9 protein-coding genes and 10 pseudogenes are annotated in these 21,935 nt (G+C 38.9%); 4 read left to right on the plus strand and 15 right to left on the minus strand.

Features of this window, described 5'->3' with window-relative positions; translation table 11 throughout:
- The first annotated feature begins 26 nt into the window (after positions 1 to 26).
- Together uvrC and H6607_03335 are read left to right on the plus strand one after the other, a co-directional pair.
- The gene (gene uvrC / locus H6607_03330) at positions 27 to 1,823 is read left to right on the plus strand and encodes an excinuclease ABC subunit UvrC (protein ID MCB9261393.1); all 1,797 of its coding nucleotides are present in this window, start codon (positions 27 to 29) and stop codon (positions 1,821 to 1,823) included.
- 1 nt (position 1,824) lies between these two features.
- Positions 1,825 to 3,075 carry an anthranilate synthase component I family protein gene (locus tag H6607_03335; GenBank protein MCB9261394.1) on the plus strand — a complete coding sequence of 417 codons (1,251 nt, stop codon included), beginning with the start codon at positions 1,825 to 1,827 and terminating at the stop codon, positions 3,073 to 3,075.
- 1 nt (position 3,076) lies between these two features.
- Here the strand turns inward: H6607_03335 and H6607_03340 are convergent, their stop codons facing one another.
- Complete coding sequence (locus H6607_03340) at positions 3,077 to 5,608, minus strand: response regulator (GenBank protein MCB9261395.1); 2,532 nt, start codon at positions 5,606 to 5,608, stop codon at positions 3,077 to 3,079.
- 107 nt (positions 5,609 to 5,715) lie between these two features.
- Here H6607_03340 and H6607_03345 point away from each other — a divergent pair, with 107 nt between their 5' ends.
- Complete coding sequence (locus tag H6607_03345) at positions 5,716 to 6,666, plus strand: isopenicillin N synthase family oxygenase (GenBank protein ID MCB9261396.1); 951 nt, start codon at positions 5,716 to 5,718, stop codon at positions 6,664 to 6,666.
- A 262-nt stretch (positions 6,667 to 6,928) separates the two neighbouring features.
- Here the strand turns inward: H6607_03345 and H6607_03350 are convergent, their stop codons facing one another.
- Positions 6,929 to 7,963, minus strand: coding sequence for an RluA family pseudouridine synthase (locus H6607_03350; GenBank protein MCB9261397.1), 1,035 nt, complete (start codon positions 7,961 to 7,963; stop codon positions 6,929 to 6,931).
- 107 nt (positions 7,964 to 8,070) lie between these two features.
- On the opposite strand from H6607_03350, the gene H6607_03355 reads away from it, so the two are divergent.
- A complete protein-coding gene (locus H6607_03355) occupies positions 8,071 to 9,087 on the plus strand; it encodes an SIS domain-containing protein (GenBank protein ID MCB9261398.1) in 1,017 nt (338 codons plus the stop codon).
- Between the two features lie 5 nt (positions 9,088 to 9,092).
- Here H6607_03355 and H6607_03360 read toward each other — a convergent pair whose 3' ends face one another.
- The 13 genes and pseudogenes from H6607_03360 to H6607_03420 form a co-directional block, all read right to left on the minus strand.
- Positions 9,093 to 11,510, minus strand: a complete 2,418-nt coding sequence (locus H6607_03360; GenBank protein ID MCB9261399.1) for a T9SS type A sorting domain-containing protein — start codon at positions 11,508 to 11,510, stop codon at positions 9,093 to 9,095.
- Positions 11,511 to 11,529: 19 nt separating this feature from the next.
- On the minus strand, positions 11,530 to 12,579 hold the full coding sequence (locus H6607_03365; protein MCB9261400.1) for a VOC family protein: 1,050 nt from the start codon (positions 12,577 to 12,579) through the stop codon (positions 11,530 to 11,532).
- Positions 12,580 to 12,736: 157 nt separating this feature from the next.
- Entirely contained in the window at positions 12,737 to 13,087 is a 351-nt protein-coding gene (locus H6607_03370) for a T9SS type A sorting domain-containing protein (GenBank protein ID MCB9261401.1), read from the minus strand.
- 180 nt (positions 13,088 to 13,267) lie between these two features.
- Positions 13,268 to 13,720, minus strand: a pseudogene (locus tag H6607_03375) (PKD domain-containing protein).
- Between the two features lie 9 nt (positions 13,721 to 13,729).
- Positions 13,730 to 14,266 (minus strand): annotated as a pseudogene (locus H6607_03380) (PKD domain-containing protein).
- A gap of 156 nt (positions 14,267 to 14,422) precedes the next feature.
- A pseudogene (locus tag H6607_03385) lies at positions 14,423 to 14,617 on the minus strand (PKD domain-containing protein).
- Between the two features lie 51 nt (positions 14,618 to 14,668).
- Positions 14,669 to 14,923 (minus strand): annotated as a pseudogene (locus H6607_03390) (PKD domain-containing protein).
- Positions 14,918 to 15,247 (minus strand): annotated as a pseudogene (locus tag H6607_03395) (PKD domain-containing protein). Before H6607_03395 ends, H6607_03390 begins: the two co-directional pseudogenes overlap by 6 nt.
- Before the next feature lie 120 nt (positions 15,248 to 15,367).
- Positions 15,368 to 15,577 (minus strand): annotated as a pseudogene (locus H6607_03400) (PKD domain-containing protein).
- A gap of 48 nt (positions 15,578 to 15,625) precedes the next feature.
- A pseudogene (locus H6607_03405) lies at positions 15,626 to 15,949 on the minus strand (PKD domain-containing protein).
- A gap of 135 nt (positions 15,950 to 16,084) precedes the next feature.
- Positions 16,085 to 16,345, minus strand: a pseudogene (locus tag H6607_03410) (PKD domain-containing protein).
- Between the two features lie 1,575 nt (positions 16,346 to 17,920).
- Positions 17,921 to 20,287 (minus strand): annotated as a pseudogene (locus H6607_03415) (PKD domain-containing protein).
- A gap of 192 nt (positions 20,288 to 20,479) precedes the next feature.
- Positions 20,480 to 21,511: pseudogene (locus H6607_03420) on the minus strand (right-handed parallel beta-helix repeat-containing protein).
- Between the last annotated feature and the right edge of the window lie 424 nt (positions 21,512 to 21,935).

The following is a 21,935-nucleotide window of genomic DNA, read 5'->3' on the forward strand; positions in this document are numbered from 1 at the left end:
TTTTTTAACAATCGTATCTTTGGCCAATGATTGATGGTTTGAAGAATGTGGTTTTGAACTTACCCAATAACCCGGGGGTGTATAAGTATTATGATCAATCTGATAAAATTATTTATGTTGGTAAGGCAAAAAACCTGAAGAAACGCGTAAGCTCTTATTTTACAAAATCATACGAAAACGGTAAAACCAAAGTACTTGTTTCAAAAATTGTCAGGATTGAATATACCGTAGTTGACAATGAGATGGAGGCACTTCTTTTAGAGAATAACCTTATAAAACAGCATCAACCCAGATACAATATGATGCTGAAGGATGACAAATCCTTTCCTCTTATTAAGCTCACTAATGAACGGTTTCCAAGAATTTTTGCAATGCGAAATCCGGTCTATGATGGCTCTGAATATTTTGGGCCATATACTTCGGCCAAATCCATGCACACCGTTTTAGATTTTATTAAATCTCTCTATGCCCTTAGAAATTGTAATTACAATTTATCTGAAGAAAATGTGGAGTCTGGTAAATTTAAAGCCTGCTTAGAATATCAACTCGGAAACTGCAACGCCCCGTGTATTGGCAAGGAAACCGAAGAGCAATACATGGAATCTGTGCAAAGTGTAAAACAGATTTTGAAGGGAAATTATTCAGAAGTAAAAAAACATTTGAGTGAAGCTATGTTTTCGGCCAGCAAAAATTTAGAGTTTGAAAATGCACAAAAATTTAAACGTAAAATCGAATTGCTTGAAATGTTTAAAAACAAATCAACCGTTGTTAATCATCGAATAACTAATGTGGATGTTTTTTCTGTTATTATCGATGGTCAGCAGGCTTTTGTTAATTACTTAAAAGTGCATAACGGGGTGGTTGTTCAAACAAAATCAGTAGAGTATAAATTGAAGCTCGAAGAAAAACCGGAGGATGTTTTGTGTATGGCTATCCCTCAACTTCGTGATTTTTTTGCCAGCGACTCAAAAGAAATAATTGTACCGATGGAGCTTGAGCTATTTGAAAATCTTAAGGTTACGGTTCCGAAAGTTGGTGATAAACGCAAGCTATTAGAATTATCAATTAAAAATGCTTTGTTTTATAAAAAGCAAAAGATTGAGCAATACGACAAACTCAATCCTGAAAACAAAACCAATAGATTAATGGAAAAAATGAAAAATGATTTAAGGCTAAAAGAGGAACCCCGACATATTGAATGTTTTGATAATTCAAATTTACAAGGTACAAATCCGGTATCGGCGTGTGTAGTTTTTAAGGACGGCAAACCATCGAAAAAAGAGTATAGGCATTTTAATGTAAAAACGGTAGTAGGGCCAAACGATTTTGAAAGTATGAAAGAGGTTGTTTATAGAAGATATAAACGGCTGAAAGAAGAACAAAAATCGCTTCCTCAATTGATTATTATTGATGGAGGTAAGGGGCAACTGAGTTCTGCGGTCGAATCGCTAAAGGAACTCGATTTATATGGTAGCATTGCCATTGTAGGAATAGCGAAAAGATTAGAAGAAATTTATTATCCGGAGGATTCTTTGCCACTCTATATTGACAAGAAATCGGAAACTTTAAAAATTATTCAACATTTGAGAGATGAAGCACACCGGTTTGGAATAACCTTTCACCGGAATCAACGTTCGAGAAAGGCCATAAAGTCGGAATTGTTTGATATTGAGGGTGTTGGTGATAAAACGGTAGAGGCATTACTCAAAAAGTTTAAATCGATTAAAAAAATTAAAACCCTCACGTTGAACCAGCTTTCAGACGAAATAGGAAATTCTAAAGGTAAAATTGTATTCGATTATTTTCAAGAAAATGGAGGATAATATGAAACAAAAACTGTTGGCATATTTGCGTGAGAAGAAAGAAGTGATTTTTTTAGATTCATGCAAACTGCCCTCGGCAGCCGGAGTGGAAAGCTACGAATGGATTGCAGCTTGGGATATCGAGTCAAAGTTTGAACTATTAACTAACGAAAAGGCAAATTGGAACACAATAAGAAATTTTGTAAATCAAAAGGAATGGGTTTTTACAGCTATTTCTTATGATTTAAAAAATGAAATTGCGGGTCTTATTTCGCAAAATAAGGATGTGTTGGAATGGCCGATGGCTGTTTTTTTTACCATGAAAAATGTGATTCTTTGTCACAAAAATGGTCAAATTGAAACGGTAAAAACTTCTGGCGATGAACCTAAATGGGAGCAATATTCCGGAATTTCTGAAACAAAAGATTTGGGAATTAGCTTCGAGAATATCTATAAATCAATGGATTATGAATTATATAGCAAAACTATTGATTCTATAAAGGTTGAAATTGCGGAAGGTAATATGTATGAAATGAATCTGTGTGTAGAAACGGTGCTTGATTCGTTTAGGTGCAACGAACCTTTTGAGTTGTACAGAAAATTGGTTTCAACCTCACCAACTCCATTTTCAGCTTTTTTGCAATACGATCAAAAGTATGTGGTTTGTGCCAGCCCCGAACGATTTCTAACAAAAAATGGAGAAACCATTGTGAGTCAGCCCATAAAAGGCACGGCAAAAAGAGGTATTGATGAGCATGAGGATAAAGCTAATAAATTGCATCTGGCCAACTCCATTAAGGAACGGGCAGAACATGTGATGATTGTGGATTTGGTGCGAAATGATTTAAGCAAACTATGCTATCCAGGAACGGTGGAAGTAAATGAACTATTTGGCATTTACCCCTACAAAAATGTTTTTCAGATGATAAGTACGGTAGAGGGAAAGGCAAAAAAAGATGTCGATTTTGTTGATTGTCTTTTGGCTACCTACCCCATGGGCAGCATGACCGGAGCACCCAAACATATAGTGATGAAGTACATCGATAGGTTTGAAAAATCATCGAGAGGTTGGTATAGTGGAAGCATTGGGTATATCGACCCTTGCGGCAATTCTGACTTAAATGTTGTTATCAGGAGTATTTTAATTGACGACAAAAAGAAAATTGCAAAATTTTCGGTGGGTGGAGCCATTACCTACGACTCAAATGCAGAGGCCGAATATGCAGAATGCGAGATAAAAGCCAAAGCTATTTCAGACCTATTATTTGGTTGAGTTAAACCTTTTCAGAGGCTAATTTTGCCCCATAGTTCATCAATAATTTACGGAGGTCTTCAGCCTTATAAGGCTTGCCCAAAAAGTCGTCCATGCCGGCATTCATATAATAATCTCTACTCGAATCGTTGGCATCTGCGGTAAGAGCTACAATTGGAGGTCGATTGTCGCCGTATTTTTCTATAATTTCTTTGGTGGTAGTCAATCCATCTTTCTCGGGCATTTGAATGTCCATCAATATCAAATCTACATGATTTTTTTGCATTAAATCCATCACCACAACACCATTTTCGGCATGCAAAAAGTCGCCATAGCCAAACTTAGCAAGAAGTTTTTCAATCAGCATTTTGTTGAACATATTGTCTTCTGCCACCAAAATTTTCATCGGATATTTACTGCTAATTTCGACCAAATCGTTTGCAGCCGTATCTTCTGATTCATTTCCATTTATTGGTTTTTCGTTTTTTCCGGTCGGAATTTTAGCTTCAATGGTAAAGAAAAAAGTGGTGCCAACACCTTTTTCAGATGTCAGACCAATTTCTCCCCCCATAAGCTCTACCAGTTTTTTGCAAATACTCAAACCGAGGCCAATGCCACCATATTTTCTGGAGGTGGAATTATCTTCCTGCTCAAAAGCATCAAAAATGGTCTGTTGTTTTTCCGAACTTATACCTATTCCATCATCAGCCACGCAAAATCTAATCTTGGCGTTTTCTTCTAATAAACTGGTGGATGGTCGCAATTCATCCAGTTTGGCCGATATTTTAATGGTTCCATCCTTTGTAAATTTTACGGCATTGCTCACCAGATTTATCAAAATTTGGCGGATACGCAAAATGTCGCCTTTAAAAAATTTTACCTTTTCGTCTTCAATGTCAAAAACGATGTTGATGTTTTTTTCTTTTGCCTGTTTTGCGAATATTGTTCTAACCTCTTCAATCAGATGTTTCAGGTCAATAAGTTTAATTTCAAGACTCATTTTGCCGGCTTCAATCTTTGAGAAGTCTAAAATGTCGTTCAAAATAACCAATAGATTTTGGCTGCTTGCCTCAATGGTTTGAACATAGTTTTTCTGTTCATTGTCCAAATTAGAATCAAGCAAAAGCGAAGCCATACCCATTATACCATTCATAGGTGTCCGAATTTCGTGGCTCGTCACAGCCAAAAAGTTCGATTTGGCCTGCAAGCCAGCCTCTGCCTGGCGTTTTGCATCATCCAAAATGGTGTTCATTTTTCGAAGCTCATCGTTTTGGTCGTTAATAATGGAGTTTCTTTCCATAAGTTTAACGTTGGCATTTCTTTTTATTTGCAGTTGAGCCCACATAAGCCCAATAATAGCCAATAAGAGCAATATGGCTATGGCTGAACCAACCTGAATATATTTGTTAAAACGATTTTCATTTTGAAGGTTATTGTTATTGGCCTCATTCAGTTTTTGGGTCATTTGCTTTAGTTTTTCATTTTTATTTTTCTCAATATGAAGATACGTGTTGTAAATAATGCCGTAGCCAATGCTTTCATTTATAACGGTAAGTTCGTTATTGGTTTGCAGTGATTTTTCAAAATCTCCCATTTTGGTATAAATCTGAGATTTTAGGTATAGGCACTGTCGTTGCAAAACTTTGTCATCTAAGGCAATAGCTTTATTTTTAACGGATTCTGCAATTTCTAATGCAATGCCCGGAGACCCTTCTTTTAAGCTAATTTCGGCCTTTATTATTTCTAACCTATTGGTTATAAAAGGAGATTCGTTGGCCTCGTTGGCCTGTTTTAGATAGTCTTTGGCAAGTGCAAAATTTTTGAGCGAAAGGTTTAAAAGGCAAAGTTGGGAGTAATTTTCTACTAATAATTTTTTGTTATTGATTTGTCGGGCAAACTTTAAGGCATCTAACACACTTTTGTAACTGGCGTTTAAATTTTCTAATTGATAAAAATATTTGGCTTGGGTGGTTGAGTATTCTGCCCAAAATGGGCTATTGTTTAAGTCAATATCACCTATGGTGGTTGGGGCTAAGAATTGCCGAGAAGCATCCGAATTTCCGGATATTAGGAGCAAATTTGCCAACCTCACATTGCAAGTGGCATATATAATGTTGTTCTTTTTAGATATGTCTTTTAGGTTTACGTAATAATCAATAGCCTTGAGCCAATTCCCAGTAACCTCATGAAATTGTGCAGCAAAAAGATAAAAGGTTATCAAATCATTATGACCCAATAAATCCTTTGGGCAACTTTCTACCTCCGTCATTAAGTCTTTAGCCTCGGCTGATTTCAAAAAATGAAGATTGGTCAGAGACTTCGACAAGTTGAACATTATCCACTCGGGCGAACATTTTTTTGGCGAATTTTCGGAAGATTGAATAATCTTATTGGCCTCGGCAAAGTTGCCATATTCGATGAGTTTGAGCAGGCTATCTGTTTGCTGGGCACTAACCACAGAAGTGGCATAAAGTTGCAAAAACAACAGTATGATAATTGATTTTGGCAGTGCTTTTAAAGTAATTTTAATTGACTCTGTATTGAAGAAATTCATCAAATAATAAGCATAGCAGCGTGCGAATATCGTGGTTGGGACTTAATTTAGCAAGCTATTTCTATGTTAAACAATTAATTTTCAAGTTTATGGATAACCCAGAATCAATAATAAACATACCATCTTTAGATTTAAACCTATTTGTGAATGGAAATGAATCAGAAAGAAAAGGATTTATAGATGCGTTGGGTAAGGCTTATGAAGACATCGGTTTTGCCGCAATAAAGAATCATTTTTTGCCCGACGAATTGTCGCAGATGCTTTATGATGAGGCAAAGGCATTTTTTGCATTGGATACCTCAATAAAAAACAAATATTCCGACCCCAAATTGTCAGGGCAGAGGGGATATACTGGGTGGGGAAAAGAACATGCCAAGGGCAGCAGTGTTGGCGATTTGAAAGAATTTTGGCATTTTGGACAATATGTACCCGAAAATAGGAAGTTAGAATTTGGGTATCCGGAGAATATCCATGTTGCAGAGTTGCCAAACTTCAATAAAGTGGGGGAACAGTGCTATAAGCTACTGGAAAAAACGGGAAAGTACATGCTGAGGGCAATGGCACTTTACTTAAAATTGGATGAACATTTTTTTGATAATGAAATTGAATTTGGGAATAGCATTTTACGCCCAATTCATTATGCCCCCATTACTCAAGAACCGCCACAAGGAGCTGTGAGAGCAGGCCAGCATGAAGATATAAATTTAATAACCTTGCTCATGGGAGCTAGTGCTGAAGGTCTGCAAATTTTAACAAAAGATAATCGGTGGGTTTCTGTTACCTCTGTCGAAAATCATTTGGTGGTAAACGTTGGAGATATGTTGCAGAGATTGACAAATAACAAATTCAAATCTACAACCCACAGGGTAGTTAATCCTCCAAAAGAGCGGTGGCACGAGCCCAGATATTCCATCCCTTTCTTTTTGCACCCGAGGGGAGATACACGATTAGATTGCCTAGATTCTTGTATTGATTTAAACCACCCTAAAGGGTATGACGATATTTCTGCCGGAGAATATCTGCACGAACGATTGGTCGAAATCGGGCTAATTAAATAGAATGATTATAAATAGATGGCATTTTTATCATTTTTCTCATTTTTGGAAAAATATGTCTAAATTTGAATCATTATTTAAGCGTTGTATTGATACAATCAAAAAATAATTTGACATGGATGTTTTGGCAGAGATGCCATTATGCTACTTATATTACTGTTAATGCACTACACACTACTACTACTACTACTTTGACGAGAACGTCCGTGTGCAAGTAAAAAATGATATCATATTGAAAAGGAGGGGCGGGTAGCCCCTCTTTTGTTTAGTCTTTGTCGAAAGTATAAGCATTATGGGCGTTTCGCCACTTCTCTAAAACCGAACTAAAATCGTCGGGTAATTCGCTATCAAAAAAAACTTCTTTTCTTGTGCCCGGGTGAATAAAACCAAGGGTTTTGGCATGAAGAGCCTGTCGGGGCATAATGGAGAAGCAATTATCTACAAATTGTTTATATTTACTAAAAAGCACCCCTTTCAAAATTTTATCACCCCCGTAGGTTTCATCTGCAAATAGCGGGTGTCCGATATATTTCATGTGTACCCTAATTTGATGGGTTCTGCCGGTTTCCAACTGACATTCTATGAGACTCGTGTAGGTAAAATCTTCAAGAACTTTATAATGGGTAACGGCATATTTGCCAACGCCTTCTTCGTTTGTTACCCTAAAACGCTTTCGGTTTTGAGTGCTTCGGGTAATATTTCCAATAATGGTGCCTTCTGTTTGGTCAAAACTACCCCAGGTAAGGGCAATATATTTTCGAATAATGGTATGAGCTCTAAACTGTTCCATTAAAAATCTAGTGGCGTTGTCATTTTTTGCCACCACCAACAGGCCGCTGGTGTCTTTATCAATTCTATGAACTAAATAGGGGTGCCTGTTTTTAACTTTTATCTCATTTTTTAGATAAAAAGCGAGTGCATTGCTCAGTGTTCCAGAAAAATTGCCAACACCAGGGTGTACAGTCATGCCGGGTTTTTTGTTTACAATTAAAATCTGGTCGTCCTCGTAGGCTATATCAATAGGTATATCCTCCGGAATAATTTCATAAATTTTAGGCTCTTCAAATGATAGAATTTCAATTTTATCCCCTGGTTGAACCTTTGTGTTTGACTTTATGTATTTGTCATTTATCCAAATTTTTCCTTCGTCAATGGCTCTTTGAATCTTGCTTCTGGTAATGTTTTCAATACGTTCGGTCAAAAATTTATCTACCCTCAAAGGTGTTTGACCTTTGTCAACAATAAATTCTTGAATCACAAACGGCTTTCTATCTTCCGGATTTATAATTTCTTCAATCACTCAATTCGTCTTTATATTGATTTTTTTTTTGCAAACACATTTGTTGAAATGAATTGTCAAAAAGTGTTGTATAGGCTTAAATTTGCTGCGAAAATATATTTTTAGAAATGATTACCCACGAAGATTCGCTTAAAGATTTCTCATCTCAGATAAAATTCAGCATAGAGAACTATTCCGGTCATGGACTATTGGCCGATGATTTGGATGTGATTTTATTAGGTGGTTTAGGAGGTTCTGGAATAGCTGCGGCCATTGCCAAAAATTGGTTTTTTACAAAGGCCAACCGCCCTATTGAGACAGTTAATGATTATCATCTTCCGGCCTATGTTAGCTCCAAATCGTTGGTTGTTTTAAATTCCTATTCTGGCAATACGGAGGAAACCTTGAGTTTGTATAAAGAGGCAAAAGAGAAGGGATGCAAAATTATTGTTCTTTCTTCGGGAGGCCGAATAACTGACTTGGCCGAGCAAGATGGTATTAAGACATACCCGCTCATGGCTGGTTTTCAGCCTCGTCAATCCATCGGTTTAGGCTTAACTTTTATGTTTTTAATTTTAGGCGAGCTATTTGGTATGGATTTAACGTCAGAGCTAACAGAAGTGGGGGAGAAGTTGGATCAAAATCAAGATAGACTTATTGATTCTGCGGCAAAAATCAGCACATTTGTATCATCGAGCGTACAGAATAAATATGTGATAATTACCGATCGTGAAATGCACGCCGTTGGGGTTCGATTTGCCAATCAAATTCAGGAGAATGCCAAGTTGGAGGCATTTGTGCATGTGGTGCCTGAGTGCAACCATAATGTGATTGAAAGCTATATTGACCGATTAAACTCTAACTTTTTCTTGATTTATACAGAGGAGAATGTGAGAATTGGCAGTCGTTTTGAGTTTTTGACCGGACATTTGGAAATGGAAAACAACAAGGTTTTTCCCATGTTGGTGCCAGAATACTCAATTTATTCAATTTACAATATAATTTATCGTCTTGATTGGGTGTCGGTTATGATAGCAAATCAAATACATGCAGATTTGATGCACGTTCCAACCATAACTTCCTTAAAGGAATATCTGGAAAGCATTGAAGAAATAGAGGATTTTACGGAGGAAGATGAAGGATAATTGACCTAATTCTTTACGAATTTGGTTGTAGTCTCTTTTCCGTTTCTATCCATTATTCGAATAAAATAAATTCCCTCTGTTAGAGAAGACACATCTATACTGTTTGCAGCTTTATTTTCGGACACTTTAACACCTTTTAAGTTAAATATCTGTACTTTTTGAACATCGATGTTCGATATGCTAATTACGTCCTTTGATGGGTTTGGATAAACCACGGGGTTTTTGTTAACTATTTGATCCACCTTTACCACTTCATCTTTCAATTGAGCTATCCATGCACCTCTACCGTATGTAAAAATGTATAGTCTTCTGTCAGATTCACGAAGCCTAATCATAGAAATATATACATTTGGTATGCTTTCTTCTTTATACCAAAACTTACCTCCATCTCCGGTAACATACAAACCATAGTCTGTGGCAATCATAATGTTTTCGGTGTTTGCGGGGTCAACTTCAATCCAGTTTACAGGCAAACTTTGAGGAAGGTTTCCACTAATATCAACCCATTCTGGATTGCTTGTGTTGGCATTGCGTACTTTCCATATTCTTGGCAGTGTGCTAATGTTGCTCATGGCCAAGTATATTGTTGAGTTTGTATCAGGGTCAATTTCAATATTGCCAATAAATCCACCTTTGGCGTTGGCAGGGGAGAGTGTGTACATTCTGAACTCAGATCCGGTGGTTGCCGTTTTTGCGTTGTTGATTCGGTATAAAATACTGCTGTATCCACCAAAATACAACGTAGGATTGTCTTCGGGTGTCATGCCCACCGAAAAGACACTGCCTGCTATTTGATTGGTTAGCAATTGCCAATTATTTCCACCATTGATAGACCGAGCCAGATATTTTTTGGTTGGAAAATAAACCTGCATCCCATCTGTTGGGTTAATTTCGAAGGGATTTATAAACCAAAAATCTTGAGTTCCAACAGTGGCGGCCAAACTATTATAAATATTGAACCATGTGCCATTGCTCGAACGTCTTAAATTGCCGTTTTGCGAAGATGCATACAATATCTCACCTGTGTTGTCAATGGCATTAAAAGCCCCATCTCCAGAAAGAATTTGGCTAAAGCTGGAGCCACCGTTGTTGTTCATGGTTGTCCAATTATCTTGGGCTCCGGCCACAACTTCATCGCCCGTCGGTGAGTAAAATCCAGAATAAAACTGGGTAACATTATAACTGTAATTTAGGTCTATTACTTTTGAGGTAACCGTTGCCGTATTTAGTTTGTAGATGCCTCCATCGCATAACATCAAGAAATCATTCGAATTAGGAATAAAAGTTACGTTATGATAATCGGCGTGTCCGTTTTTCATCCTTCCCCAAGATTGGCCACCATTGCTCGAGTATCCAGGATCTTGTGCGGCACAAATCACAAAATCAGGATTGGTTGGGTGCACTCCTAAAGTAAAGCAATACCATGTAAAATCATAGCTAATACTTGATACTGGCATTGTAGTTGCAGCCCAATTTTCACCATAATCAATTGATTTGTATATGCCTATAATACCATCTCCGGCGGTATTTGCAAATGCGGCATAAATAATGTTCGAATCGCTTTCTGAAGCAGCCACCAAGCATCTATTAAAACTGGAGACAGGAATATTGAATTTTTGAACGGTAATATCATCCGCCTCGTCAAAATAATAGATTCCTTTTTTGCCACCGGCAATATACACTCTGCCATTTGGCATTGGGTCAACATCGCATGCCTCAGAGGCAGTATTGAATATTTGTTTGAACGTTTTGCCTTTATCTGTGCTTCTAAATAGACCTCCGGTTATGGATGCCACATAGAATGTGTTGCTGTCGGTTTGCGAGTAGGCAATATCCCAAGTTTTGTCAAACGCAGTGATGTCAGAACCCTCTATTTGAAAAAACGATTTACCCCCGTCTTCCGATTTAAAAATGCCGTTGCCGTCATAGTTTATATAAACTCCGGTTGAACGCTCGCCGGTGGAGTAGTAAATTTCATTGGGGTTAAAAGGGTTTTGGGTAATTCCTGTTACAGAAAGCGTGCTGGCCGCATCATCCACCGGAATCCAAGTTTTTCCGGCATCGTAGCTGTTCCAAATTCCTCCCGAAACACCTCCGGCAATGAAATGGTTTGCGTTAGCCGCATCTACAATCAAAGCCCTTGTTCTCCCACCAATATTGGATGGTCCGAGCTCTTTTACTTCTTTAAAGAAATCTATTTTAGAGTGAAATTTTGGCGTTTGTGCATCCCATTGTTTCCATAATCCTCTCGGTATTTCGCCATTCTCATTTTGTTTGATTTGATAAAATTGCTCACCATATCCTGGATGTGTTTCCGGTTCAAAGTAACTCTTTTTACTTTTTACCGTAAAAAATAATGGCGAAACAATCAAAGAAGCTATCAATAACGTAACCCCTAAATTTATTTTTTTTGAAATTATCATACGCTCAATTCTACTACAATTAATCTTTTTTTCGGTTGAGAGCTAATGCACTCAACATCCAGTTAGGCAGCGGTTTCTCAGGATTTCGCTTACGCATATCCAAATACCAATTTAATTTTTTCATGATGGGTATTTTGTGGGTTTCTACAAACTCAATGAGCGTTCCATCGGGGTCTTCAATGTATGAAAAATGACCCGCAGCCTCGCCCATATCAAACGAGTTGGAACTGTCAACCGTAAAGTTAAAACCAGCTTTTTCACATTTTGTTTTTAATCCTGCCATGTCATACACATCAAAGCAGAGATGTATAAAACCCAAATCTCCCCAATATCTATTTTCAAAAATAGGCCTTCCGACGCTGGTTTTATTCTCTATAAGCTCAATTTGACTTGAACCTAACAAACGACTAAAACCTCCTTTTCTGCTTTGACTGTGGGTTAAAAGCACTCGTCTATACTGGTCGTTTTTGCCGCCAATACCAGACAAATCATCAAATGAATCTGTTTTGTCGTACAATATGTTATCGTATCCCAAAATATCGGAATATAATTTCAATGCTCTATCAATGTTTGACACTCCAATGATGGAACCGTAAACTCCGCCATTTGTAGATTTGGTGTTTTTAAAGATATTGTCTGATTCAACAATTTGAAACCAATTTCCATAAGGGTCTTTCAAAAAGAAATGTTTTTTTCCGTCTGGTGCAGTTTCTATTTTTTGGCTAAGTGTAACACCTTTATTCTTTAAAAAATCAAAAGATGCCTCAACGTTTTGGGATTTCATTTTGCAAACGTTAAACCCTAAATCTCCCAATTTAATGCTGAAATCAGCGGGCTCGGGTGTGCGGCTGGTGTATTGCCAAATTTCAAAACCGCCTCCACCTTGCATATTCAATGCTAAAATGGCGTGCCTATCGTGCGGTTTGCCGCCGGTATATGGAAGCATAAGTCCGGCAGTTGCGGCTTCTTCAAATATGGGTACATCCATGCCCAAATGAATTCTATACCATTTCCATGCTTCATGAACGTTGGGAATACCAATTCCCATTTGCTGAATTCCGCTAATCATTTCTTTTAAAATTCGTGCGAATATAAAGTTTTACAACCTTTATTTAGGAGACGATGGTAAATTAAACCGAGGCCGCCAAAATCGGGTCAAAAACCAAATGGACAAAAAAAAGGAGAGTTGAATTCAACTCTCCTTTTGAGTGTTAAGTTATTAAATTTTAACGAGTTACGATAATGGTGTTTTTGTAAACAAAAGAACCATTTTGGATTTCGATAAAATACAAACCTTCTGCTGTTTCGCCCAGTTCTACTTCAAATGTAGAAGTGTTTATATCATCAGAAGATTTAATTAAAGCACCTTTGGTGTCGTAAATATTAAATGAAATGTCGCCATTTTTTTGACCCACATTTACCACAAATTTTCCGTTGTTCGGATTTGGGTAAATTTGAATTCCATTTTCAATTTTATCAACTCCTAACAAGCTAATTTTAACTTGATTGCAAGAGGTAGATGCACAACCCAAATTGTCAACCACTTTGAGACATACGTTGAAACTTTGATTGTTCACATTGTAATGATGTGATGGATTTTGATGCGTTGATGTTGCTCCATCGCCAAAATTCCAATTGTAGGTTGCTCCAGCAATATTTGGGGTAAAGTTTACATCTCTTCCTGCGGTTTTAAATGTAAATCCACTATTTGGCAATGGATTGATTGTCACATTTCTATCGCTGGTGTCTGAACATGTTCCGTTAGATGCAATCAATATCACTCGGTAAGTACCTTGTGTTGCATAGGCATGAGTCGCATTATTAGATGTTGCCGTGTTGCCATCGCCAAAACTCCAAGAAGCAGAAGTGGCATTGCGTGAGCTATTGGTAAACTGGGTTACATCTCCTTCACACACGTTTCCAACAATAAATGAAGCCATTGGGCTTTGTAGAACATTTATTGTTTTTGTGATTTCGTTGGTACAACCTTCAGTGCTGGCAATACTAAGCGAAACAACTTTTGAACCGCTGTTTGCATAATTGTGTGTTGGGTTTTGCAATGTGCTGGTTCCACCATCGCCAAAATTCCAATATGAAACAGCTGCCCCGTTTGAGGTATTTGTAAACGAAATATCTGTATTTTGACATCCACCGGTAGTTGAGAAATTGGCAACCGGTAAAGCAAATACTCTAACAGTAGTTGCTGCCATTGCCGTACAACCTACTTTATTTTCAACAGTTACAGAAACGTTGTAGGTTCCGGCAGAGCTGTAGATATGCGTTGGGGTCAATGCTCCGCTGGTGTTTCCATCGCCAAAACTCCATGATTTAACACCAGAGTTTGTGGTTGTTCCAAACGTGATAGAATTACCCAAGCATACATCATTTGCCGAAATAGAAACACTTGGTGCATCAGCCACCGTTACACTTCTCAAAGTAGAAGAAACGCAGCCTTTGTCTGACGTTACGGTAAGTCTTACTTGTCCGTATGTGCCGGCAGTTGCATAGGTATGTGTATTTGATGTGCCACTGTTTCCGTCTCCATATTCAAAGTTTGATGAGGCAATGCTACCACTGCTAATCGTACTATTGTCTGTAAATGTGGCCGTAGGCCCTGTGCAAAGTGCAGTTGCCGTAAACGATGCAACTGGATTTGGATTAACACTAACCATTTTTGAGGTGGAAGATGTGCAGCCTTGAGCAGAAGTTACGGTTAAATTAACTGTATAATTTCCAACTGCGGCGTATGAGTGCATTGGACTAAATTGACCACTTGATGTACCATCACCAAAATTCCAATTGCTTGAACCACCAACTGAAGTGTTGGTAAACGTTACTGCCGAGCCCAAACATGCATTATTTGCTGTAAAGTTTGCCGTTGGTGTTCCGCTGATAATTACCGTTTGTTGATATGTATTGCTACATCCGTTTGCATTTTTAGCGGTTAGGCTAACAACATAGTTTCCGGCTGCACTATACGTGTGACTTGGGTTTGCTGAGGTGCTTGTGCCGCCATCACCAAAATTCCAAGTGTAGGTAGTAGCCCCGCTTGAGGTGTTGCTAAAGGTAAGATTTGAACCTGAGCAACCACTTATTCCTGCAAACATGGCAATAGGTGCATCATATACAACAATGGATTTGCCAGTAGAAGCAATACAACCGTTGGAGTTAGTAACGGTAAGAGTTACATTATACGTACCTGCATTTGTATATGCGTGAGATGGATTGGTTGCAGTGCTTGCCGCACCATCATTAAAATCCCAGTAGTAGCTACCAGAACTGCTGTTGTTGCTGAAAGTTGCAGTATTTCCAACACATACGTTGGCCGTGCTGAAATCAGCCGTTGGGTTGCTATAAATAGTTACTGTTTTTGAAACTACAGAATTACAACCGCCAGCACCAATGCCGGTCAAGCTTACGGTGTAAGTGCCAGCCGAGGCATAGGTATATGTAGGATTAACAGATGTAGAAGTGCTTCCGTTTCCAAAATTCCAAGAGTATGAACTTGCTCCTCCTGAAAGATTTGTGAAAGTTGTTACCACACCAAGACAGTTGTTAGAAACCGAGAAGTCTGTTGTAGGCTTATCGTTTACTACTACATTTTTAGAAATCGTGCTGCTGCATCCGTTGGCTGTTGCTGTTAATGAAGCAGTATAATTTCCGGCGGATGCATAGGTATGCGAAGGATTTGAAACACTTGAAGAAGAGCCATCACCAAAACTCCAGGTATAGGTCAATGTTCCAGAACCAACAGAGCTACTGTTGGTAAAGACTGTGGCACTGCCCAAGCAGGCGGTGTTTGCTGTAAAGGCTGCCGTTGGCATTGCGTTTACATTGTGCATTACGTTGGCCGTATCAGCACATCCGTTTGAGTTTTGTGCAACAAACATTACATTATACGAACCGGCAGCGGCATAGGTATGAGATGGTGACTGACTTGTTGAAGTATTGCCATCACCAAAATTCCAATGATAATTAGATGCTCCGGTGCTTGTGCCAACAAAGTTTGAAGTAGTACCGATGCACACATCAGAAACAGTTATTGCTGCGGTTGGGTTGTCATAAATTGTTACTGTTTTACTTACGGTTCCCGCACAGCTTCCTGTGCCTGTAGCGGTAAGACTTACCGTATAAGTTCCAGCTGCGGTATAAGTGTGTGTTGGATTGGCCTGGGTACTTGTGTTTCCATCGCCAAAATTCCAAGAATAACTTAATGTGCCAGAGCCTCCTGAGGTATTGTTTGTGAAATTAGTGGTAGAACCCAAACAACTGTTTGTTGTTTGGAAATTAGCCACCGGATTATCATAAACTACCACAGAATTTGTGGAAGTATCACCACAACCATTTATCGAATATACTGCAAGAGAAACAGTATAAGTTCCGGCATTTGCATAGTTATATGTTGGGGCGGCTGAGCTGAATGTTGTTCCGTCACCCATATTCCAAGTATAAGAAATGGCACTTGTAGAACTGTTTGTTGCAGTAAAACTGCTGCCTTTGCACATATCCGAAATGCTGAACGAGGATACTGGATTTGAGTATGACTCAACGGCAGCCGTGAAGGTATCTTTACACCCATTGTTATTATAGGCATATAAAGATGCCGTATAATTTCCAGAAGCTCCGTAGGCGTGGCTTACATTGGTTGCGGAAGACGTAGAAGTGTTTCCATCACCAAAATTCCAAACATAGTTGTGGGCATACAGCGAACCATTGACAAATGGAGTGGCAGTATTTACACATCGATTGTCAACCGAGAAATAGGCAAATGGACGCACTTTTACGGTCACACTTTTCGTGGTTGTGTCATTACAACCATTGCCATCGGCAGAAATTAAGGTTACATTGTATGTTTGAGCTGCCCGATAGAAATGAGTCGGATTTTCTTGAGTACTCGTTGTATTGTCGCCAAAACTCCAAGAATATGAATATGCATTTGTTGATGAGTTTACGAATTTCACACTATCTCCAAAACATACGTCATTTGCAGTAAAACCAGAGGTAGCTTTAGGCAAAACGGTAACCGTTTTCGTTACAGAATCTTTAAATCCTCCTGGTAGGAAAATTTTAAACTTAACAGTATAGGTTCCAGAAGAAGCATATTTGTGAACAGGATCTTCAAGTGTAGAGGTTGTTCCATCGCCCAATTCCCAAAGGAAAGCGTTGATTTTTCCGCAATTTACAGAAGTGGTGTTTTTAAATCTGGAAGAATCATCTTTACAGTCGTAAATAGCATAAAAAGTTGGAACCGGAGCGTTTGACACGTTTACAGTTCCTGTTGCCGAGTCTTTACAACCAATATTGGTGGTGGCAATAAGTTTAATGTTCTTAACGCCGCTTGATGCGTATGTATAACTTGGTACAGCGGCAGTGCTGCTGTTTCCATCTCCAAAATTCCAAAGGTATCCAGTGATTGAACCACTGCTTACACTGGAATTGTTGGTTATTGGCATTACATCGTTAAAACAATGAGGTGTTGCAACAAAGGAAACATTCGGTAGCGGTGCAATACTAACTTTAACTGAGTTGGTAGGTTTTGTGCCACATCCGGCTCCCGAAATAGTATTTCTTCTATAAAACATTGCATTAGTCAACGAAGAAGTTGAATTGTACGAAGCAGAAGTTGCACCGCTGATATTACTCCAAGTTGCATTGTCGTTCGACTCTTGCCATTGGTAGGTATATGTTCCGTTGCCACCTGTAGCTGCACTTGTTTGGTTAAGTGTGTTTGGAGTTCCATTCGGACAAACAGAGTGAGGATTTCCAACCAAACCTGCATACAAATCATTGTAAACATTAATGGTTACAGTATTACTATATACCACACCACATGATGAACCTCCGGTGTATCTCAATCTGTAATATCTTGTTGCGGTAAGAGCCGATGGGTTGTATGAGTTTGAGGTTGCTCCACTAATATTGCTCCAAGTGCTACCGTTTGATGATAACTGCCACTGCAACGTCCAAGAGCCATCGCCACCCGTTGGTACTGCCGATTCAGAAATTGAAGAAGGCACGGTGTTGTAGCAGATTGTTTGGTCAGAACCAATCGTTCCGGCCATTAACTCATCTCGCACAGTAACTTTTATTGAAGCAGAATATTCTGGGCCACAACCAACATTGGTGGTAACACCTCTTCTAAAATAGGTTGTGGTTGTCAAATTTCCGGAAGAATAGGTTGCACCCATTGCACCTGAAATATCGCTCCAAGCAGCGTTATCAGCAGATGACTGCCATTGATAACCATAAGTGCCCGCACTACCAGATGCCGGTGTTGTATTGCCAAAAGTGCTTGGCATTGAATTGTAACAAATGGTTTGATCTCCAGATATAGAGCCGGCAATCAATGCTGTTAATACATTGATGCTTCGAGCCGTGGTATCTTTACATCCATTGTTTGTTGTGCTGCTAATGCTCACATTGTAGCTTCCACTGGAGGCGTATGTGTGATTTGTATTGTTACCTGTTCCACTTGTTGCGTCTCCAAACATCCAATAAGTAGAAACAATAGAACCACTTGAAACCGTGCCAGTTGATGAAAAACTCATAGCACTGCCAAAACATGAGTCTGCATTGGCAAACGATGAAACCGGATTTGGCCAGTATGGCACAACTATACCTGCACTACTATTGGCAGAGTTTACATCATCTCCTGTGTAGGTTACGGTAATGGAATTGTCGGTTGTTCCACTCAAATCTACTGTAGTAGAAAGGGTTTGAGTGTAGGTTGCACCGGCAGCAAATGTTCCGGTAACGGTTTCTGTGTAGGTGGTTGTTCCATCTACTACAATAGACAATGGAATATTTGATAATATAAGGTTGCTATTGTTTTTAAATGTAACAGTTATTGGTGCCGCATTCTGATTGCTTCCACAAACTGTGTCAGAGGCAACCGAAATAAGAGCAACGTCCGGCAATAGTTCAAAAGCTCCAATAGTTGGCGTAGCTCTGCGAGTTACTTGCTCAATATCATCCGATACAGAGGCAGTAGTTCCTGCTTCGAAATGTTCCAAACTATTTATATGATAATCGTTTGTGGCATTAAAATCAGGATTTACGCTAATAGAGTTTTGCTCTATGGTAGTATAGTTGGACTGATATGAAGCCAAAGTACTATAGCTCGAGCCAGCACTAATCAGTGTACTTCCAGAAGTGTAATAGCTATTATTATTTATAGCCGAAAATAGGGTTGGGTCGCCATAATATGCTGCAGTTCCACCACCAACATTTGCAAAAATATTGTTGGTAATTTCGTTGCCGGTGTAGTTTGAATTAATTGATGTATATAGAGCTGCCCAAGCTGTTGATACGTAACTGCTGGTAAGAACAATAGTGTTGTTCGATAAAACTTGATTGTTTGATGAGTAAAAATCTACCCCATCTACAGAATTGCTTGAACTGCCAATTTGAACAAAGTTGTTTGCAATTAACCCTTTGTCGGTTGATGTTGCATCGCAGGCGTTAAAGTACATGCCAATTCCATCACCTAATCCCGTAACCTTGTTTCCAATAATGCGTTGTGCACCATCGCTAAAATAACAATAAATTCCGTAGAGACTTGAGTATGATGAGGTCGTAGAAATGGTATTTCTCAATACAGCAAGATCTTGAGTGTAGAAAGAGTAAATACCATAATAGTAAAAATCGGTAATGATGTTGTCTTTAATCATCCAATTTTTTTGCAAAGAACTTGATGATCCACCATAACAATAAATGCCATAGCTACCATTTAATAATTCATTGTTGGAAATGGTTACGCTATCAGACACGTTTGATACACCTGAGTTATCAAAAATTAGTGCATAGTTGCTGGAAGTCGATGATACAACAGGGCCAACAATTTTTGAATTTTGAACCGTAATGTTATTATTCGTACCATTAAATACAACAATACTTCCGCGAGAAGTGCCTGTGGCCACCATATTGAAACTATCAAAGGTAATATGGTTAATGTCTTTAAATAATACGATATAATTATCCGATGATGAACTGGACGAATAGGTAATGGTAGGCATTCCAGAACCAACAAACCGAATGGTGTTGACGGCTGAAGTACCCAAAATTTTTGTGCCGTCCAAATTGATGTTTTCATTGTAGGTGCCTGGTTGAACAGTAAACGTAATAGGTCCTGAAATTCCTGCACACTGAAGGGCATCCACCGCAGCTGTGAAGTTGGGGTAGGTTCCGGTTGAACCAATAGTGTAATTGCCTCCAGCCAACGGAACACCGAAACTAGAAGAATTTGAATCGTTAATGGTAATTACATCCGCAGAGCCATTTGGGTCGCTTGTCCAGGCAGTAAGTTGACTACATCCGGCTGATATAGACGCAGTGCCTGAGAAGGTCAACGTGTCTGATTGGCAACTTGCCAAAGAAATAGTAAATGTCTCGGTGGTAGTGCTGCCACCATCAACCGAAAAGTTTCCTTTAACACTTGTCAAAGTTGAAGATCCATAATTTCGAACCGCAATTTTTACCACCTGATTGCCAGCAGCAACTACGCCGTTAGGGCTTAAAATAGAAGTTACTCCTGCGTCTAAACTACCGTTTATTGTTTCATCAGCACCGGGGAAAGTAGTTGTTGTGCCACGTGAATCTCCATCAATATCGGTGGAAACAGAAGATAGTGCGGGCATTTTTACAAAACAAGGATCTACTAAATGAAAATCAGTTGCAGATACAAAATTTGGCATTTGAAAAACAGAGTTCCCATCAAGGCTTGATGAGCTTACAAAGCCGGCTAAAGTGCTATTGAGGCTAATTCCATCATAAAACATGTCTGAAGTTGAGTTGCCATAAAACACGTTGTAATCTGAGGTTAAATAAGATACGCCTGATACGTAGATTAAATATCCCTGTCCGGAGTTAACAATAATGTTGTTTTTTAATTCAGTTCCAACATAGGTAGAACTGCTACAATAAATATACACTGTTGGGTAGGATGAAGAATTGTAGGAAGAGTTATCGACAAAAGTGTTATGGTAAACATTTTGATAGCTACATCCGTATAAATAAAGGGCTCTTGCCGAATTGGATGCATTGTCTCCAACAACTACAATGTTGTTTGCAATTAAACCTGGTAAAGTGCTGGTGGCATCAGAATAAGAGATATACAAACCGTAGTTTTTTATTGTTATTTGGTTTCCAGTAATTTTTAGGTTTCCGTCACCGTAAGATGAATAAATACCGTAGGTGCTGGTTGACGAACCAATGAATTTGTTGTTGTTTACAACCGAGTTATTATGATAATAGCCGTACAATCCAGCATAATAGAAGTCTTTGATGGTGTTGCCTGTTATGGTCCAATTGTCTTGCAACGCAGTGGTTGATGACCCATACATATATATACCATATGAACCATACAAAATTTCATTGTCTTTAATAAGCACGTTTGTAGATAGTGAACTGCCCGTTTCATCGTAAATTGTAGAGGAAGTAGCGGTTGATGTGCTTACAACAGGTCCCTCAATTTTGCAGTTTTTGATGGTAATATTGCCGTTTGAGCCACCAAAATAGAAAGCTGGAGCGGATGTTCCGGTTTGGATAACGTTTATCCCGTCAAAAGCAACATAGTTGGTGTTTTGCAACTTTATGGTTGCACCAGAGGCATTTTTCAAAACTGGCATCGTGCTGTTTGTTGGGTCGCTAACAAAGGTAATGGTGTTGCTTGAAGAGGAGCCTACAATAGCAGGAATAAAAACGTCTTCAGTATATGTGCCACTTCTTACTTTAAGAGTTACTGCACCCGAAATGCCCGCACAATTTAAACCATCTATTGCTTCCGTAAAGTTTGCAAAATCTGGCGATGAACCACCAATAGTATATGTGCCGGACATTGCCACCCCAAAACTAGTTGAAGCACTATCGTTTGAGATTTTTGTGTCCGAAGCCCCACCGGGATTGCTTGACCACGCGGTCAAGGATTTACAACCAACGCTATGATTAAAAGTAGAGCTAAAAGTAACGGTATCGTTGGCACAACTTGACAAGGTAGTGGACATGTTTTGATTAACAACCGACCCACCTGAGGGCAAATAACTAACAGTATAACCATTAACGGTGTTTAAACCATAATTACGAACTACAACCTTTACAGTTTGTGTTCCTGAGCTAACGGTTCCGGAAGGTGTTAATATTTCGGCAACCCCTATATCGTTGTTTCCTTGATAAACCTCATCACATCCTGGGTGAGTAACAGATGGGTTTCTGCTTGCTCCATCAATATCCGTTGTAACGGCCGATAGTGCAGGCACTCTGTCAAAACAAGCATCACTCAAATGTAAGTCTGTACTACTAATAAAAGGAGGAAGTTTTTCGAAAGAATTTTGGTCATAACCCGATTTTGCACTTTGATAGGCGGCTACATTTGAATACGAAGCTCCCGCATAAACCACGTTGCTACTACCAACACTATAATAGATATTG

The organism is Flavobacteriales bacterium (assembly GCA_020635395.1).
In the GTDB taxonomy this organism is placed as follows: Bacteria; Bacteroidota; Bacteroidia; order NS11-12g; family UBA9320; genus UBA987.

Coding starts and splice junctions, on each gene's coding strand:
- uvrC (MCB9261393.1), top strand. CDS start 27: ATGATTGATGGTTTGAAGAATGTGGTTTTGAACTTACCCAATAACCCG.
- H6607_03335 (MCB9261394.1), top strand. CDS start 1,825: ATGAAACAAAAACTGTTGGCATATTTGCGTGAGAAGAAAGAAGTGATT.
- H6607_03340 (MCB9261395.1), bottom strand. CDS start 5,608: ATGAATTTCTTCAATACAGAGTCAATTAAAATTACTTTAAAAGCACTG.
- H6607_03355 (MCB9261398.1), top strand. CDS start 8,071: ATGATTACCCACGAAGATTCGCTTAAAGATTTCTCATCTCAGATAAAA.
- H6607_03360 (MCB9261399.1), bottom strand. CDS start 11,510: ATGATAATTTCAAAAAAAATAAATTTAGGGGTTACGTTATTGATAGCT.
- H6607_03365 (MCB9261400.1), bottom strand. CDS start 12,579: ATGATTAGCGGAATTCAGCAAATGGGAATTGGTATTCCCAACGTTCAT.